The organism is [Bacillus] enclensis (assembly GCF_001456935.1).
Lineage (GTDB): Bacteria > Bacillota > Bacilli > Bacillales > Bacillaceae_B > Rossellomorea > Rossellomorea enclensis.
Map to the genome: position 1 here is coordinate 389510 of NZ_KQ758482.1, position 18133 is coordinate 407642.

Sequence of the window (18133 nt, forward strand, 5' to 3'; positions counted from 1 at the left end):
GAAGGATCTTTGCTTGGAGAATACTTTGGTTAAAAAATCTCCCCTGGAAACCTCCACTTATTAGAAGTTTCCCAATAATCATTTCGAGTCTTTTATCTGCAGTCATTATGGGTTGAATCAATTTAATTGGTGACATTTCATCTACAAGCAGAAACGTCCCCGCCTTTGTCCCGTTATGGGACACAGAATGATTTCTTGCGGGCAGAGCCTTTTACATAAACCCAGAAAACCACATCCCCAGCGTAGTCCCAATATAGTTCCCAATAATATAACCTAACGTCCCCACAACAAGAATCGGTCCAATCAAATCCTTCCATCCTTTCGCAATCGCCATGGCTGCAGCTGTTGTCGGACCGCCGACATTGGATTGCTGGCAAGGAGGATTTCTTCAAGGTCATATTTTAAGAGCTTTCCTGCAGTATAAACGTTGACTGGGCCGGTTCTCCTCCTACTTTTTTAAAATACGAAGAATAGAGCCGTACCCGTCTCATCTCCCTCTTTTATTTGGGAATATTAGATTGTTTTAAAAGCTCTAGTATAGTTTGTAATGCTATATGGTTACTGTCAGCTTTATTTTGTTGGTTGCTCTCATTGTAAGTTGTAGCTGCTGTCTCTTTGGTAAACAAATGATCAGCTAATTTAAGCTTCATATCTTTCACTTCTTGAGGAGATTCATCTTCGTAATTTTGCAAGTATGGGTTGATTGACTGGATTTTCATTTGTACATTTCGATTGTATCGTGCTTCTCTTTTATGGTCCCCAGCTTGTTTGGCTGAATATGTAATGAGTGCACCAATACCTAGAGTTATTGAAAGTTTCTTGATGATTTCCACCAATGTAAATTGTGGCGGAGTTTCAACAAAAAATTCAGAAGCGAAGAATACCCAAACGGAATACAAAATTAATGCTCCGAAGCCTCCTATAGTTAAACCAGTCCACATTTTCCTTGCTTTGTCTTCATCTTTAGCTGCTTTATTAAACTCTCCACTTATTGTTTTATCTGTCACCAACTCAAATAATTCATTAAGTTCACTTTCTTTTTTTCTTAAGCTTTTATTCGTTTCACCTACTTGTTGATCAACTTTTTCGATTAGTTCCCCTAATTGTTCTACATAAGCATCCCTTTCTTCTTCTAAAACTTTTTCTTTTTCTCTAATAAAAACATCTTTTTGTGTAATTAATAGTTCTTCGATTTGCTTGGGAAGATTTTCTTTTAAAGTTCTAATTTCTTCTTCATAGCTTGTAAGTTTTTGTGTTAAATCAGTAGTTTCACTTTCTAATGTAGTCTTTAATTCAGCTACCTTTTCACCGTCATCTGCTACATTTGCACGGTGTTGACTAATTGAACGCTTTACTGTATGGATATGTTCTCTAAATTGCTCAAGATCTTCAATAGAACGAGGGATAGAGAGATGTTGTATAAGCTTTAGGATGGTATCGCAATTTGCATTCGCATTAGTTAGATTTCCGATTTGATTATTACCTTTATAGCTGTTTATTTGAGTATACATATTGTTTAAGTTGTCATTGATGGCTTTAATAGAATCGTAGGGCGTGAGAATGAAATCAGCAGAATTTATTCTGCTTTCTAGAGCGTCTAAAACTAACTTAATTCGTTCTAAACGTTCTAACACTTGTTCTTGGCCTTCAAGTTCCTTTTCTTCTTCAATAAGGAATATCATCTCTCTATTTCGAGCGATATTAGAGGTTATTTGAAGGTCTTCAATTCTTTTTATGTAAGTCTCCATACTATTTAATCCTCTCTATTTCTAATTACTCTGATTATAACAATTTACCAATATTAGGTCTTTTAGCTCGGGAGTAACAGGCTCTTCTAATAAATAAGATATTACTCATTTTCAAAACAAAATCGATGCTAGTATCTCTAAACTATGTCTTTAACGATCGTTGGCACTAGGTAAGCGTTGGAAGTTACCTCCGGCTTTTCCCCTACTCCACACGTAACGTACTAGTTTCCATTCTATGCTCCATCGGAAGCAAAAGGAATGAGATTGTGCTTTAGAAGCAAGAGATACTCCTCCTGTTCCACGGTAAAGCTTCATACTTCGATATCCTCAATCTCTTCAAACTCAACATCAATAATCTCAGGAAATTCTTTACGCAGTTCATAAAATTCTTCTTTGACTTCCTCGTCTGTCATGACAAGGGTTTCTGATAATGTTACGGCCAATCTTTTTCCCATGGGTCTCATAGTGCTATAGGTAATGGAACCAGATATTACTCCCCCTACCACTGGGATTGCTTTAGAAAGACCCTCGGCAAATGTCTCTTTGGTGAGCTTTACGCCTATATATCCGGCAATCTTCTTAATAATCGGGTAGTAAACTGTTTTCGTTAATGCTTTTTGAGGCAACTTTTTCAATACCTGCTTAGATAGGCTTGAGGACAGGAATTTAATTGCTGAAGTGGAACCTCCCACTCCAAACATGACACCCAAGAAAACGATGATTTTATCCCGTGCTCTCTCTGTATCCAGGTGTTCCTCCAACCATAAGTCGTGATGTCCATATAAATAGGCCAATTCTTGGGCGAGCCTCATGGCTATCCCGTAGAATTGGATGACATCCCCGGGGATCGTCCCTGCCATGGCAAGCCCTCCCGGAAGCCCGGCCCCAAATGAGATGGATGTACTTGTCAACGTTCTTTTATGAATGATCGACTTAGCAATGTTATCAATTTCCTTCCTGGTTACCCCTGCACCATATGGCCCCTTCTCTACAATCTCCTTTAGCTGGGCCGCATCTTTTCGTTTAGAGAACACGCTCGTTAAAAAATCTTCCCTGGAAACCTTCACCCCAGGCAAGCTTAAAGATTTTTCAATAATTAATTCGAGTTTGTTAGTTGCAGTCATTTAGTACACTCCTAAATAAAAATAATTTCACGCTTATTATGAATCAAACCGTTTACAGTTTATTACCCCCCTCAAGAATCATCCCCCTTTACCCTTTTACAATAGCGATAAAGAGAATATAGCAGATTCCTAGCGGGAGGTGCCATTTACATAATTCCAGAAAACCATATCCCCAACGTAGTCCCTACATAGTTCCCGATAATATATCCCAACGTCCCCACAACAAGAATCGGTCCAATCAAATCCTTCCATCCTTTCGCAATCGCCATCGCTGCAGCGGTTGTCGGGCCGCCCACATTGGCATTGCTGGCCAGGAGAATTTCCTCAAGGTCATATTTTAAGAGCTTTCCTGCAGTCAGTGATACCGCCATGTTCACGACGACGATAATGAATACAAATACGAGCAGCAGGGGAGCATTTTGCACGATGAGCGGAATCGATGCCGGAATGCCGATCACTACGAAAAACAAGTAAATGAGGAACGTACCGATTTCCTGGCTTCCGTTAATCGATTCGAAATACCTCGGAAACAGGGCAAGCACCAAGAATGTCAGTGTCGTCAACATCAAGTACTGGTCCCCGAACAATCCATTCAGCAGATTTAAAAAGAAAGACGTCCCCTCCCCGGAAGGAATCGCCCCGTCCAGGAATGCTGCAACCTTAAACGAAACCATCACGAGCAGGAAGGCAGTCCCTACTGACAATGCGATATCCTTCAGGGAGATATCCTTCCGCTCCCAAAAGCTTTCGGCGAGTGTCTTACCCTCTTCCCTGACACTTCCGCTTTCCACCTTTTCCACATGCGGCGCTTTGAAGCGTTTTCTAAAAAAGTTCATGGCCGGTATCATCATCAGAACGATGAAATAAATGGCCATCATCAAATTGTCAGCGACCACTGCGGAAGAAACCATTTCCCCGGGTGCTTCGAATTTCGCTGCCATCGCGGCAAAATTGACCCCGCCGCCAATATAAGAGGCACTAAGCATGGCGCCAATTTTATCAAGGACCGGTATATGATCCTTCAATAGAAAGAAACTAATGATCACCCCTGCAACCGTACCGATTGAACTGAGCAGGAAAATAATCAACAGCCGTCCGCTTTCCTGCCAGATCCTTTTAAAGTTCACATGAAAAAGCAGCAGCGGAATCGCGAGCGGAATGATAAACGTCCAGACCGCATCATAAACCGGCGACGCTGTAGGAATGATACCGGTATTTGATAGAACAATAGCCCCAATCAGCGCAACAATCGCACCAGATATCTTCGCTGCCCAGCTGTAACGCTGTTCTAAGTAGATACTTGCTGAAGCCCAGACTACGATGATGCCCCATAAGGTTATGTAATCATCTGCTTTAATTAGAGTGTTTTCCATAGCGGTTCCTCCTTTTTACAGTTTTTTCTTTATTATAGATTACCTGTATTAGGTGGAAAATTCAAAATATTTACCATAGAACTTAACAGGGGACGGTTCCCTATTGTTAAGTAGGAACCGTCCCCCATGCTTCACAAATTCTTCTTTTTTACTATCGGAAGCTGGTTATGTCCCAGCCCCATTACCTAATTACTCAGACAGAAAATCTTTGATAGCTTTTTTATTTTCACTAATATCTAAGTCAAGTACTAACCCGACACCATCATAATACTCGTCGGTATATGTGTTATCTAATGGGATTCTCATTGATTCAATGTTATTGTCTTTTTCTCCTAATACTGAAGTAGCTATGGAGAGTACTTGGGATGTCTTAATATTAGTATTAATAAAAGGCTTAATTATCCCTAATGTTTTGGGAATTTTAATAACTCCTTGTAAATCAGTCATCTCATCTGTTAGTAACTTAAGAACTTCTTGCTGTCTGCGTACTCTGCCGAAATCACTTTCCATATCTTTACGGAATCTCACATAACTAAGCAACTGATCTCCGTCAAGTTTTTGCAGTCCAGGATAAAGTGGAGGATTAATCCCTTTGACCATTTCTTTTTTAATGTCAATTTCGACACCATCTGGAAATACCTCATCGATAATACTGGAAAAACCTTTAAAGTCTATTATGGAGTAATATTGAATATCAATATCAAAATTTTCTTTTAATGTTTTTCTCAATAGTTCTGGTCCACCAATTGCAAATGCAGCGTTGATTTTTTGTGACCCATGACCAGGTATATCAACATAGGAGTCTCTCATAATGGATAAGATTTTCACTTCATTGTTATCCGAATTATATTGGGCGACCATTATGGTGTCAGTTCTTGATACTTCCTCTCCCCTTGCATCAGTTCCAAGCAACAAAACATTAGTCATTCCCTTTTTAAGCGCTGCTCCATTAAACTCAACCTTCTGATCAAGAATTACTGAATCGTTGGCTGTTTTTTCAAGTCCAGCTTGATACTGAAAAAATACAAAAGAAGCACCAAGTAAAAAAACAAGAAAAAATATAAAAGAGATTAATAAAATGATTTTTCTTTTTTTTCGTTTTCTATTTCTTCTATACATTTTTCTGTCTACTTTTTCATTCATATAGATTCTACCTCTCTGAGTGATACTTTATTTAACTGTTACTAAATTGAGCATACAGGGAGGGTCTCACTCTACTTTTTTGGGGATGGTCGAAAGGCCAAGAAAAAGAACCGTCCCCACTCTATTTAGATCCCTGCTCAAATCGTCACCGTGTAAAAAGGGTGCCGACACCAATTTTAGCTCAATTATTATTGCATCTCTTTTCAACCATTCTAGATTCTTCAAACTAAGAAAGAACGTATATTATTATCCCGTTTGTCTTTATCCCCAGAACGTTCAAAATTCTGTTCATTTAACCACCAAACTGAACTTATTTAAACTCGACCAATTGTTTTGATAACCGCGCTTTAAAGGTTTCATCCAATTCAACATAGAATAATCCATCAGTTATATTAGGATGTAAAAATCCTTCCAGAGAAATTGTGTTAATATCCAAAGAATCCATTTCGTTGAATACTCTCTTCATTTCTTCAGGTGAAACATTGCTTACTCCTTGTTGCCTGAAAGATTTGAAATCACTTGTACTAAAATAAGTAAGCATGTGTGAAAAAAGTTTATTCATAAAATAAGGTGGTAGTTGGTGTTCACCGTCGATTGATAAGATTCTAGCCATTTCTTCACCACTGACATTTTCCATTCCCTTATAGTAAGTATAATTGTTTCCGTTAGCTGACTTCATTTCTATATTCTCTTTTACGTTTATCTGAATGTCTTCCATCGAATTGAGAAATTCTTCAACTTCTTCCCTTTCCCACATAAAGTAATAATCAATTGGCATATTCAATGCCTTTTCCACGGTATTATTTACTGCAACTGCACTGCCCCTCAAACCAAAAGCAAGAGTAAGTTTATCCTCAGTTAGGTGCTCTTTATCTGCATTCAAGATGGGAACCTTAAGGCTTGGAGGAAGCAGAATGACATTTACCTTTTTAGTTCTCTTATTAACAGTAAAGAGAAGGTTGATGTCCGTCGACTTGTTTTCATTGGCAACCATCACCAATATTGAAGTCACCTGATCCTCCTCTTTTTCATCGGCATTAGAAAGACTTAACATCTGATTATCACTGTGATCACCTGTCAATGAAGGAATAAATACAAGAAGGAATAGCGATACCAATATAAGAGTAGCCACCGCTGGAAATAGGTGTTTTTTATTCATTACCCCTACAGTTCCAGTAGCCTTTAATTGATTTTTCTCATGTATTTTCTTTAATACTTCTTCCCGATCTTGTTTTGTAAATTGAAGCGACTCTTGGGTTAGCTTAATCGCCTTCTTAAAGTTAATGGGATCCATAGATTTCTGCCTCCTCCATCATAGGTTTTAAAACCTTTCTCCCTCTCCTCAGCCTGGTTTTTACCGTATTTGCATTCACACCAGTAACCTCCGATATTTCATCAATGGTCATTGAGAGATAATAATAGAGATAGATGATTTCCTTGTATTTTGTTGGTAAGGAAAAGACAATCTCTTTGATTTCCTGATTGACAGAATTTTGAACGACGTTTTGATCCAATGATTTCTGATATTTTTGCGTATTTTCTTGTAGATAGTGCACCAGTTGAACCTTCTTATATTTCCAACTCTTTAAGTAATCTTTACATTCATTTATAGTAATCCTGTAGAGCCATGTCCGAAGTTCAGAGTCTTTTCGGAAGTGTTCTAGATGGTTGTAGCATTTGACAAAGGCATTTTGCGCAAGGTCTTTTGCCATGTGCTCTTCCTTTACATATGTATAGGCAAGCCTTACCAATTCGTCACCATAGTCAACCATGGCTTGGTCAAGGATGTAATCTCTTTCTCTTTTTTCCATTTTTATTCCTTTCTTGTATAAGTTTCCTGTTTGACGATTGGGGCAGACAGATAGTTTCATTTTTTTAGATTTTCGGAAATTTTTTCAAGATTATCGGGGTCTGTCCCCCAGCACACTAAAGGGTTACCGAAGTGGGGGTCAGACCCCGAAATTCCCTGTATTTTAAAATGTTGCACGTCAATATAGAAAGTGGAATGTATTGGGAAGCAAGAGAACCGTACCCATACTTCTGAAAAAGGACTTTCCACAGTGGTTGGAGAACTTAATAAAAAAAGGAGCTAGAGGAGGAGTTAGTTTGCTAGAAACATTCCCTATACATATGACTTCATTCAAACAAGACAGACAAATCAGGGTTTATTTACCTAAGGGTTACAATCATGGAAAGAAAAAATATCCTGTTTTATATATGCATGATGGTCAGAATGTTTTTAATGATGAGGATGCTATTGGAGGTACTTCTTTAGAACTTGAAAAGTATCTGGACGAAAGAGGATTAGAAGTTATCGTTGTAGGAATAGACCTGAATACAGAAGACCGCCTGAACGAATATTGCCCTTGGGTAAATGGGGAGTACAGCAGAAAAATTATAGGACAGCTGCAAACATCTGGCGGAAAAGGGAAAGAGTATGTGGAATTTATCGTGAATGAATTAAAGCCATTCATAGACAAAAACTATCGGACAATAAAGGATCATACTGCTATGGCTGGTATCTCTTTAGGCGGGCTTATTTCCGTATACGCAATGTGCCGTTATCCTCATATATTCAGAAATATAGCTGTATTTTCTTCTGCTTTCTTCCGTAACCAGGAGGAAATTGAAAAGCTGATTAAGGAATCTGACCTTTCTTTAGTTGAAACGATTTACCTCGACAGCGGAGATAAGGAATCCGGAAATAAAGAAATGATAAACAAGGAGTTCCTGCATTCAAATAAAGTCATTTATGATCTTTTAAAAGAGAAAGTACCACGTACAGAGTTTGAAATTATTAGTGATGGTGAGCATAGCTATGCCTTTTTTAAGGAAAGAGCACCTATGATTTTTTCTTTTTTAACCGAGTAAACATTATTTTACTAAGGTGAACACGTCACTTTTAATGATACTTAATGTGTACAAAGGATCATTTGGGTGTGTTCACTTTTCAGGCTGAATTTTAAATGAACAAAAAAAAGACCAAAATAATCTGGCCCTATCAATACTAGCAAATTCCTATTAAGTTTTGTCATCGTACTACTCAGATTATCGGGGTCTGTCCCCCGGCACACTAAAGGGTTACCGAAGTGGGGGTCAGACCCCGAAATCCTAAAAACCCTCTCACATCACTTCAAACAAATGAATGTCTACCAGCCCCAAACCAACTCCCCCCAGTAACCCTCTCCCTCCTCAAAAGCCCTTCCGTTTCCATCCACGTCAACCCATCCATCATCACCGCAAACCCCTCTTTATGTAACAAGAACATCCCCCGCTCACAGCAAGCCCGCCAAATCTCACCATAACTCAAGAACCCCAGCCCATCCTCCCTCACATCCGCTGCCCCCATCAAGTCGATCAACAACCGATACATCTTCCTGCCTTCTTCTAAAAAAGAATCCCCGGACTCAACCGCAGCCTTCGTCATAAACATCCCCGTCACTCCCCTTCTTTTTTATAAAAATAAACCACTCCAACCGGGTCAGGGTTCCTGTCCCTGCGACCCGCCCCCGACCCAAACTGGGACAATGAACCTGTCCCCTCGTACCGCTTCACTTCCCATTCCCACTAAACCGCCCGCACTCCTTCTTAAACCTCAGCTTCACCGTCCCCACCGGTCCGTTCCGGTTCTTCGCCACCTTCACTTCCACAACATCCCCCACTTCAGATGCACTGTTGTAATATTCATCCCGATATAAAAACAACACAATATCCGCATCCTGCTCGATATTCCCGGAGTCCCGAAGATCCGACAGCCTCGGTCTCTTGTCATCCCTGGATTCTACGCCCCGCGACAGCTGGGACAGCAGGATGATCGGGATCCCGAATTCCTTCGCCATGCTCTTCAGCTGCTTTGTGATATGCCCGATCATCAAATCATGCCGGTCAAACCGCTCCTTCACGTTAATCAGCTGCAAGTAATCGATCACCACCAAAAACGGTTGAGTTGGATACTCCCGCTTAAGATTCAAGATCCGCTGCCTGATTTCCATCAGCGTGATCAATCCGTTATCCGCAAGCTGCAGGTTCGCTTTGTAGACCGAGTTCAACGCTTCCTGCATCCGGGGCATTTCTTCTTTCGATAAGTATTTATACGGGTTATGCCATTTCATCATATTGATATCGGACAGATTCGAGAGCAGCCGCTGCATGATTTGCTTCGAGCTCATCTCGAGGGAAAAGACGAGCGGCACCCCCTCTTCCTTCGTGCTCTCCCATGCGAGCTGGATCGCGAGCGCCGTCTTCCCCATCGACGGACGTGCCGCGAGGATGATGAGTTCGCCTTCCTTCCAGCCCCCCGTCAGCCCGTTCAACGCAGGGAACCCGGTGTTCACCCCCGGCATCCCCCTCCGCTCCTCATAAAGAGATTCATAGAGTTCCATAAGGATACTCTCTTTCGTCTCCTCGTCATGACTCTGTTCGTTATGCATCTCGATGAGCACCTTGTACAGATCCTGTGCAGATTCCGGGGTGTAATCATTCAAAAAATGGCTGGCCGAATTCCGGATCACACTCAGGTCATAGTATTTCATCACGATCTTCTCGTAATAGCCGAGATTCCCAACCGACGGACAATGAGCCGAGAGCTCCAGAAGATAGGTGACACCCCCTGCATTCTCGGTTTGATCCTGCAGCTCTTCCACAAGCGTCACCGGGTTGATCTCGACATTCTTCTTCTGCAGATCCTTCATCGCCCCGAACACGATCCGGTTCCTCGACTGGGTGAAGTGCTTCGTCTCGAGGCTGACCTGGTGGATCCTGCCCTCTTCCAGCAGCACAGCCCCGAGGATCATACTCTCTGCTTCATGCAGCAGCCGTAAGACCGCTTCATCGCTCCCAAGGTTTCTTCGGTCCGCTCCCTCGCTCAATGTGTTCAAGCCGATCCACTCCCTCCTTCTCCCATTCCCCAAGCATGTCAAGCACCGTCGTTTCCGTCTCGGGACTCACATAAAGCTGAGAGACACCCGGGATATATTTGTGCTGTCTGATATGGTCGTCCAGCCGTCTTTTCACCTCTCTAAAACTACACTCCCTCAGCAGTCCGAACCATAGATTCATCGTTGTTTCCGGAAGCTTCTTTGCCGGATACGCCAGATGCAGCAGATTCATAAGCTCCCTGAACTCATTCTTCGTCATAATCGTTCAAGCTCTCTTCCAGCCGGTCAAGCATCGCATCCAGCTCGGCCATCCTCTTTTCCGGCGACTCCCGTCTCTCCAAGGCTTTCAGCAAATACTTCGGACTGTGAATCGTGGCGTTCGGCTCATACACCTTGATTTTCTCGAACTGCTCATCCATGAACGCCTTCAGCTCGTCCACCGACATCTCATGCAGGCTGATCTTCTCAAGCGCCATCTGATCGACCGGTGATAGCGAAAAGCTTCCGCCCCTCCTCACCAGGAAGTGCTCCGTGATGAGCGCCAATCTATCTGCCATAGTATTCGTTAGGGTGGTGAGTGTTTTTTTCTTTTCGTTCTCTACGTTCTTTACATTCTTATTTCTGTTACCGTTGCTGTCCCAATTGTCCTTCTTTGCTGATTCACATCGCGAGGGCAAAATGATGCCGGCATCCCCTTCGTGCCGGTTTGTATCGGTCATATCCTCTTCATTCAATGTAATATCCACAGTCTGCGGATCCCTTACAGGGTCCCTTGCCTCCCTCACCGTAAACAGATACCCGCTCCTGAACTTCTCTGCAGTAAACAGTCCTTCCTTCTCAAGCCGCTTGATCGACCGCTGAACCTTTGACGAACTAAACCTCTCCTTCTTCTTCCCGTTATAAAACACAAGCTTGTCCCGAAGCTCCCCGATCGACTGCACATACTGCCCCTTCTTCAATACCCGGTCACCCACCACGACACCATCCTTCACCACCGCATGATTCAAAATCCACAAATAAATGCGCACATCCTCCGGGTGACAGAACACCCTGGACTCCAAAATACTTCTCTCAAACTTCGTCCACCCAATCAATGCCATTCCAAATCACTCCTTTTTCTTATTCACCTCCTATATATTGATTTAGTTGTGAAAAGGACACCTTTGATTGAAAAAAATTTATATTTCTTTCCCAAATGATTTAATTCGAGATCAATTGTTGTTACCTGGCTGCATTACATTGAACAAAATGGCCTTCTGCAAAGCCACCCTGAACCCACAGCAAAAAGAGCAATCCCGGCACCCTTTGCCAAGATTGCTCTTTATCATTTAAGGATCTATATTCATCAGGAATCCTCCCTTTGAAGTAAATCACTTGTTCGTTTATGATCATTCCTTCACGGAGATCGCAATGGGAAGCACGAGGATGGTTCTTATGCTTCCTGTCCCATATACGGTTAAGGCGTTACTTCTTATTGAAAAAATCTTCTATTCGCTAATCAGGCTGACTCAATACCTTTTAAGCACTACTTGGTCTAAACTTCTGACAGGCAGACAGATACTAGACTAGCGAAAAAAATTTATTTTGTGTGTGCGATTTACTTCATGCAAAAGGAAGCAAGAGTACCGTCCCCGTGCTTCAGAAAGAAACTCGTAATTCTTCTATTTTTTCATAGCCCTGATTTAAGTAATTTGGTAAAATTGATGAAAATGTTATTATTTACCGGGGGAAATATTTTATGGATATACAGCGTTTTACAGCATACTACAATAAAAAAATGAAAAATAATTTAACAAAAACTAAGAGGTTACAAGAAATCAGTGATTTTTTTCAAGCAAATTCTGGAGCAAAAGTTTCATTTACTAACGAAAAAGAGTGCTATTTATACATAGTAGATTACATTAATTCTCGAGAAGATGAAGCTGAGGACATACTTGATAAATTGTATTTTAAAATGGAATATTCATTTTCTACACAAAATCCAAATTATGTTTTTGATTTTAAAAACACAACACAAGATAGTGTTGTATTTTTTACTAACTTTAAAAAGCTTTTCAAAAAGAATAAAATGAAAAAGAGCAAGGTGAGATTTGGAGAATTTGAATTTACCTTGTTAAATGAAATCAAGTTAGACAGCCAACAAAATATAGTTGTATGTGACCTGGAGTATAGAGAATACACTGAAAATCCCATATCAGGGAAAGAGCATTTAAAAAATCATGGTCCCATTACTGTAATATTTGATTTAAGGAACAATAAATTCATTTCTTCTAAATCGGCGAACTATAAAAGTCATAATAAACTTGTAAGTTATTTCAAATCGATGGGCTATAATATACAACCAATTTATATCTTAAAAAGGGTCCAAACATTAAAGAAACAGAATACAACTGAATTCTCAGCTACAACGCTGTTAATTATTAATTTGCTTTATGAAACAATACCTGTTTTAGGTTACAATATAAATTTAGAATCAATTAGCTTTACTAATTTAGATTCACAAAATATTCAGGGTGTGAAATTAAAAGGCACAGATTTGCTTAAAGCACCTGAGGTACTACAAAGAATACATTCAAGCGATGAAGTACACACAGTAAGGTTATTCTTAGAATTCACCGACAAAAAACAAAATGGAATTGAAGAATACTTTAGTACAACTTTCACAATCGATTTAAAGAATAAGCTTGCATTTATCTTTAGTGAAGAAGACATTAGCGAGTATAGGAGAAGAGAAATATGTATAAATCTCCAAAGTAGCCTCATGCACTTGATTTATGCTGAAGATACTATCTCTAAAGGTGAAAATATTATTCATAAAGAACTTCCTAAACCTAAATCATTAAACCAAACTGTAAATGAAATTCAAAAATCTGTACTTAAAAAAGTAAATGACGAAAAAGATAGAATTGAGATAAAAAAATATTTCATCGAAACGTTCCCGGTGATATTTTCCATCGATTCATAAAGGAGGTTGGTTATGTTTTTTTCTAACAGTTTCATTATTGTGGAAATTAAAAATTTTAACGCTGAAAAACATTTAAAAGACCACTCTTTTTTTGAAGACAATGGAAATAAGAATTTTTCTCGAAAGTTTTTTTCCATCAATTTCTATAATAATAGTTGTATGGGGGAGGTTCATTATACCAATTCATTTGAATATGGAAAGATGAATGTAATAAATTTCATTAGAAAGTTTAATTATTTTTTTCTTTTTACATCTAGTGTTCAACATATTAAATATTTCAAACGGATTATGAACCATTTGAGCAAAGGCGAATTGAAATATCATATACCTAAAATCCCCTTGAAAAATAATAATGAAGATTTCACAAATATCGAAAACTTCAATATATCCCAATTTGATAACGTTTATGGAATAGTTGGAACACTTAATACGAATGAACATGCATATTTAATAAAAATTTACAGTAATGGCCTTGTTACATTTCCTTTGACGAATAATTTTGAAATTATTGAGGATGTAATAAAATTATCAATACAAATTGTGACGCGTTATGAATAAAGAAAGTTACCTTGACATAGCCTCAGATTTTCATTTATTTATTGAGGGAATTACAACATCCTCAATTACATATCTTGCTTGGACTTCAGCGGTTGTAGCTGCCTTATTAGCTTTAACAACAATAATTTTTAGCCAATTTAATGAAAGACTAATATACCATTCTAATGAAATTCTGGGCGAAATAAAGAAATTAATTAAAATAAAGGAAATTACTCCTAATGAATTTAACTCCAAACTAAGTGAAATTATTAATATTCTCTCTAACCAGATTGTATATAAATTCACTTACATATTCTTTTCTATTATTTCATATTCTTCTTTGATAATTTGGTTATTTTCAGGCATGGGGTATAAAATTAATCAACCCCAAGAAGATCAAACATTGGGTAACTCTTTTGTTATTACACTTTCAACAACAATTATTTCTGCTACATTTTTCTTTCTGCCTATAATATTAAAACAATTCAACAAGAACCCACCGTTAAAAATAGATAATAAGAATAGAATAAAATATAAAAATGTGTCTAATTTCTTTGAATCTAACTTTAACATTTCAGATAATGAACTAATAGTTGATTATTTGAGTCCATCAATAAAAATAAATTTGGATTATAATGAAAACGTAATATTAAAATTTCATCATGAATTACCTATAAAAGATTTATATTATATTTTTGAATTCATAGATGAAAGTAATAATAAACAGTTATTGAAAATTAATAATGATTCATCTAATTTATATATGGAATATTTGATTCATTCATCTTTAAAAGGAGAGAATAACTTTAGGGGATTATTTGAATTAATTAAAAATTCTACTCAACTGAGACTGTATGTGGTTACTGGAAATAGGAAGGATAGTTTTGTTACAATTATAAACTTGGCACTTGAAAATTCAGGTCTTGACGAAATCAGGTTGTTTTGCGAGGAATCGATTAGAATTTCCCCTCCTCACTGGGTAACATCTTTTTTAAAAAGTAGAGATAAATTTAAATGTTATATTGATATTGACCAAGTAAAAAAATACAAACTAAAACATAAAAATAAATGAGGAAGTTTAAAATAAACTTCCTCATTTATTTTTATTTTAGCATTCACAATCACTACGTATGGCATTGCCGAGATAATTCGTTTTAAGTGCATTATTCGTGTGCGTGACCTGCTGTCCACCTATGTCATGATTCTTTCATGTTGTGTGGCTCTTCTTTTAAGCCCCCCTGATATCGTCCCTTCATGAACAACCAAGATGCGGTCAATGCAATCCGCTTGTCCAGCATATCAATCAACTTCACAATCGGGTACGGATTTTCACAATAATGACCTACGCTACTTATAATTTCATTTAGACGATCGAAGTAATCTCCCTCTCTCATCAAAATTACTCTCATATAAAAATTCCATTTGCTCTTCTTTGCTTCTCATTGATATACTTACATGATTCTTAAAGTCACCAGCTAACCTGTCTAACAAGACATTATATTGATTCTTTATTTCCTCATTAACTTCAATTATATTAACAACATCTCTATCAACCATACTTACATTAGTTCTCCTACTTTGTATAGAAATTAAATCATCTTTTCCTATTCTAAATTCTTCAAATGCATTTATTATATCTAATAAGCTCTGTAATGATCTTCTCTAATTAACAGTATATTTTGTCCTACTTTCTTTTTGGTTTCAAATAATTGTTTAGCAAATGACTTCATATTTATTACACTGGCACGCTTCCATATTTATCTGCCTCATACTTAAATCATATAAACTTGCCCATAATTCATTATAAAGTTTAAATTGATATTCAGAGTATCTTGCAACGTCTTGCAAATGATTTTTATGATCCTCGACCATTTTTTGTGAATTTAACCGGACATCTTCTAACTTAACATTAAAGTCGTTCCTTAAAAATTCAAGCTGAATTTGATGTACATTTTTTGATATCTTCTAATAATACTCTATTTTTTTGTTGGTGCACCTCAGATAAAAGGTTTGTTAGTAAAGTAGGAAAGAACTTTAATATACCAAAGGTACCTAATGCTCCTCCAAAAAAAGAAGTAATTAGTATTAACATGTCCCAAAACATCTACCTACTCCCTTTCTTCCCTATGTTTCTCAAAGGATTGCTTGATCAGATCCATAGCATCATCAATATCGTTAAAACTTGATGCACCTAATTCAACGTCACCATTCCCCCACCTTCCTAAATTGGTAACATCTCTACAAAGTCCTTTCGGATCGTGTATTTCGTCAAAAGCCATATTTAAACTTAATCGAAGTCTGCTTTTTTGAGGCACAATGTCTACAAAGTTAGTAGTGATTTTATACGCAATATATAGTTTTTTATATTCTTCTCTTACAGAAGTATCTAAATTGCAAATTCTTTTTCTTAATTCCTCAAACAATTCTAGTATTTCGCCAGTTAATTCACTATAATCATTGATTGTATAAGTAACATTATCCTTTTCATGTGGTTTTTTCTTATAAGCTGCTAGTTCTTGATTTGATAGTTCAGGATACCCCCAAATTGAAATGGCTTTTTCTACTAGTCTTTTTCCTCTTTTTATAATTTCTTCTTCATTCCATTCTTCAAGCTGACCCAAACCTTTATTTAAACGTAGCGGACTATCTGCAAATCCACCCTCTATGTCTCTTTTAATAATGAACGGTCTATCACTTAATTCAGAGTTATACCTGGTAAGTGTAAGATTCCCTAATGTATGAAGATATTTCTTTTGAATGTTTTCCCAATCTTCGCCAAGTTGCTCTCTCCACTCATCTGACAAGTTTTTATTTTGTGGCATTATATGTTCTATTGTGTAAGCTTCAATATTTACGATTTCTTTTCTATTCTCGTTCTCAAGCTTTCTAAGTATATAATTACGATTTCTAAAGTTATAAATATCCTTTACCTTTAGTTCCCTTGTAAATTCATCATTGTCCGGAAACCTTTTATATGAATCTTTAAGTATAAAAGCTGCCTGCATACTCTCCACGTACTTATCATTATCCAATTCCTTGCTTAACGTTGAAAATGTTTTATTTAGTGAATTTGTAGGAATTCCACATATCGCTCTGCGGAATACATATGACTCTACTAATTTTAAAATTGATAGAAAGTTATCCTTGGTTAAGATTTGATTATTATAATCATCATAAACTTCAAGCAAGAACGGATAGGATACATCAACCTTTAAAGAATTAATATCTTTTAGTATATCGTTTATTTCCTGATCTCTTTCTGTCTGAAAAGCTAAGCGAACAAAGTATTTAGAGTATTTGTAGATATCTCTTAAAATGTCTTCTATAGTAGAATCATTTTGCCTAGAAGCGTACTCTTTAAACTCAGAATACACTTTCTTAATATTAGGTATGCGCCCGGTTTTTAAAGTTAGATAATCACGCATAAATCTATCAAATATAGAAGATTCGTTATAATTACCAAATCCCTTCTCCATTGGGTACCAATAATTCTTATAAAGCAACTCCTGTTCCTTTGGTTCAAGTTTCATTAACACGTAATTTCGAATTAAATCAGCTTGAGATAACTCAAGTCCTGTCGAGTTTAAACTTTCAAATATTAATTGTGGATTATCATGATCTCGATCAAGAGAGATATCAACGACAATAAGTTTATTTATACCATGATAAAGTTTGTTTAAATTAATTCCGCTTTTATATATTTGATCAATAAAAAATCGAAAGTTCTCAAAGACCCTAGTTGAATATTCGTCCGGTAAATCTCTATCTTCAATTAAACTTAGTAACGTTTCTTTATCGGATTTAGTTAACAACATTTTATGATACAGATCATCCTCTTCATCATTATTTACAAGATACCTATTCTTAATTTTTTTACTTGTAATCTCATGAATCTCTTCATTGCTTTTTATGGCTTTACCAAGTGCTAACAACAATAAGGTTAAAGTTGTCATACGTTGCTGTCCGTCAATAACGAGTAATTGGGGTACAGCAGAAATCTGGTACAAACCTTTTTCTATGTAAACTACAGAACCTACGAAATGTCCCTTTATCTCATCATCGTTTGAGGCACGAATAATATCATTCCAAAGCTGTCTGCACTGCTCCAATGTCCAACTATATTTCCTCTGATAAATCGGAATAATAAATTGCTTTGGACCTTGAAGAAATTTCAAGAAGTTAGTTTCAGAAGCTTTCATTTTAAAATCACCCTTTTTTAGAATCTATTTCCTATAATTTTAACAAATAAAAATCATTAATTTTCAAATAAGTGAAAATTTCAGTTTAGTAAAAGTCCCTAATCCATATACACCAAAAAGAGAAGCCCTTTAATTGCGACTTCTCAACTGCCAGTCAACTTATATAC

General features: G+C 37.4%; 16 protein-coding genes and 1 pseudogene. 4 read left to right on the forward strand and 13 right to left on the reverse strand.

The features are described from left to right. Nucleotides 1-211: 211 nt before the first annotated feature. The 7 genes and pseudogenes from AS034_RS22620 to AS034_RS01900 all read right to left on the reverse strand — a co-directional run. A pseudogene (locus tag AS034_RS22620) lies at nt 212-417 on the reverse strand (DUF819 family protein); the annotation flags it as partial. Between the two features lie 83 nt (nt 418-500). Continuing rightward, nucleotides 501-1748 (reverse strand): hypothetical protein, encoded by a 1248-nt coding sequence (locus tag AS034_RS01875; RefSeq protein ID WP_058297288.1) that lies wholly within the window; start codon nt 1746-1748, stop codon nt 501-503. 311 nt (nt 1749-2059) lie between these two features. Next, entirely contained in the window at nt 2060-2872 is an 813-nt protein-coding gene (locus AS034_RS01880; RefSeq protein ID WP_058297289.1) for a hypothetical protein, read from the reverse strand. 146 nt (nt 2873-3018) lie between these two features. Continuing rightward, nucleotides 3019-4245 carry a DUF819 family protein gene (locus AS034_RS01885; protein WP_058297290.1) on the reverse strand — a complete coding sequence of 409 codons (1227 nt, stop codon included), beginning with the start codon at nt 4243-4245 and terminating at the stop codon, nt 3019-3021. A 189-nt stretch (nt 4246-4434) separates the two neighbouring features. Then, nucleotides 4435-5388: an LCP family protein gene (locus AS034_RS01890; RefSeq protein ID WP_058297291.1), complete on the reverse strand. Its 954-nt coding sequence runs from the start codon at nt 5386-5388 to the stop codon at nt 4435-4437. A 310-nt stretch (nt 5389-5698) separates the two neighbouring features. Beyond that, nucleotides 5699-6682, reverse strand: a complete 984-nt coding sequence (locus tag AS034_RS01895; RefSeq protein ID WP_058297292.1) for an LCP family glycopolymer transferase — start codon at nt 6680-6682, stop codon at nt 5699-5701. After that, nucleotides 6669-7199 (reverse strand): sigma-70 family RNA polymerase sigma factor, encoded by a 531-nt coding sequence (locus AS034_RS01900; protein ID WP_058297293.1) that lies wholly within the window; start codon nt 7197-7199, stop codon nt 6669-6671. The genes AS034_RS01895 and AS034_RS01900 overlap by 14 nt, the downstream gene beginning before the upstream one ends. A gap of 295 nt (nt 7200-7494) precedes the next feature. Between AS034_RS01900 and AS034_RS01905 the strand changes: the two genes are divergently transcribed. Continuing rightward, nucleotides 7495-8259, forward strand: coding sequence for an alpha/beta hydrolase (locus tag AS034_RS01905; RefSeq protein WP_058297294.1), 765 nt, complete (start codon nt 7495-7497; stop codon nt 8257-8259). Nucleotides 8260-8521: 262 nt separating this feature from the next. On the opposite strand, the gene AS034_RS01910 is transcribed toward AS034_RS01905, so the two are convergent. The 4 genes from AS034_RS01910 to AS034_RS01925 all read right to left on the reverse strand — a co-directional run bounded on the left by AS034_RS01910 (nt 8522) and on the right by AS034_RS01925 (nt 11365). Then, entirely contained in the window at nt 8522-8821 is a 300-nt protein-coding gene (locus AS034_RS01910) for a hypothetical protein (RefSeq protein ID WP_058297295.1), read from the reverse strand. A 118-nt stretch (nt 8822-8939) separates the two neighbouring features. After that, nucleotides 8940-10265, reverse strand: coding sequence for a replicative DNA helicase (locus tag AS034_RS01915; protein WP_058297296.1), 1326 nt, complete (start codon nt 10263-10265; stop codon nt 8940-8942). Beyond that, on the reverse strand, nt 10216-10524 hold the full coding sequence (locus AS034_RS01920) for a replicative helicase loader/inhibitor (protein WP_058297297.1): 309 nt from the start codon (nt 10522-10524) through the stop codon (nt 10216-10218). Before AS034_RS01920 ends, AS034_RS01915 begins: the two co-directional genes overlap by 50 nt. Next, nucleotides 10511-11365 carry a hypothetical protein gene (locus tag AS034_RS01925; RefSeq protein WP_058297298.1) on the reverse strand — a complete coding sequence of 285 codons (855 nt, stop codon included), beginning with the start codon at nt 11363-11365 and terminating at the stop codon, nt 10511-10513. The genes AS034_RS01920 and AS034_RS01925 overlap by 14 nt, the downstream gene beginning before the upstream one ends. A 638-nt stretch (nt 11366-12003) precedes the next feature. Here AS034_RS01925 and AS034_RS01930 point away from each other — a divergent pair. The 3 genes from AS034_RS01930 to AS034_RS01940 are packed head-to-tail and all read left to right on the forward strand — an operon-like array spanning nt 12004 to nt 14839. After that, nucleotides 12004-13230: a hypothetical protein gene (locus AS034_RS01930; protein ID WP_058297299.1), complete on the forward strand. Its 1227-nt coding sequence runs from the start codon at nt 12004-12006 to the stop codon at nt 13228-13230. A 12-nt stretch (nt 13231-13242) separates the two neighbouring features. Continuing rightward, nucleotides 13243-13788 (forward strand): hypothetical protein, encoded by a 546-nt coding sequence (locus tag AS034_RS01935; protein WP_058297300.1) that lies wholly within the window; start codon nt 13243-13245, stop codon nt 13786-13788. Beyond that, nucleotides 13781-14839 carry a hypothetical protein gene (locus AS034_RS01940; RefSeq protein ID WP_058297301.1) on the forward strand — a complete coding sequence of 353 codons (1059 nt, stop codon included), beginning with the start codon at nt 13781-13783 and terminating at the stop codon, nt 14837-14839. Before AS034_RS01935 ends, AS034_RS01940 begins: the two co-directional genes overlap by 8 nt. Nucleotides 14840-15126: 287 nt before the next feature. Here AS034_RS01940 and AS034_RS01945 read toward each other — a convergent pair whose 3' ends face one another. Both AS034_RS01945 and AS034_RS01950 read right to left on the reverse strand, forming a co-directional pair. After that, nucleotides 15127-15324, reverse strand: coding sequence for a hypothetical protein (locus AS034_RS01945; protein WP_058297302.1), 198 nt, complete (start codon nt 15322-15324; stop codon nt 15127-15129). 551 nt (nt 15325-15875) lie between these two features. Beyond that, nucleotides 15876-17966 carry a DUF262 and DUF1524 domain-containing protein gene (locus AS034_RS01950; protein ID WP_058297303.1) on the reverse strand — a complete coding sequence of 697 codons (2091 nt, stop codon included), beginning with the start codon at nt 17964-17966 and terminating at the stop codon, nt 15876-15878. Nucleotides 17967-18133: the final 167 nt, after the last annotated feature.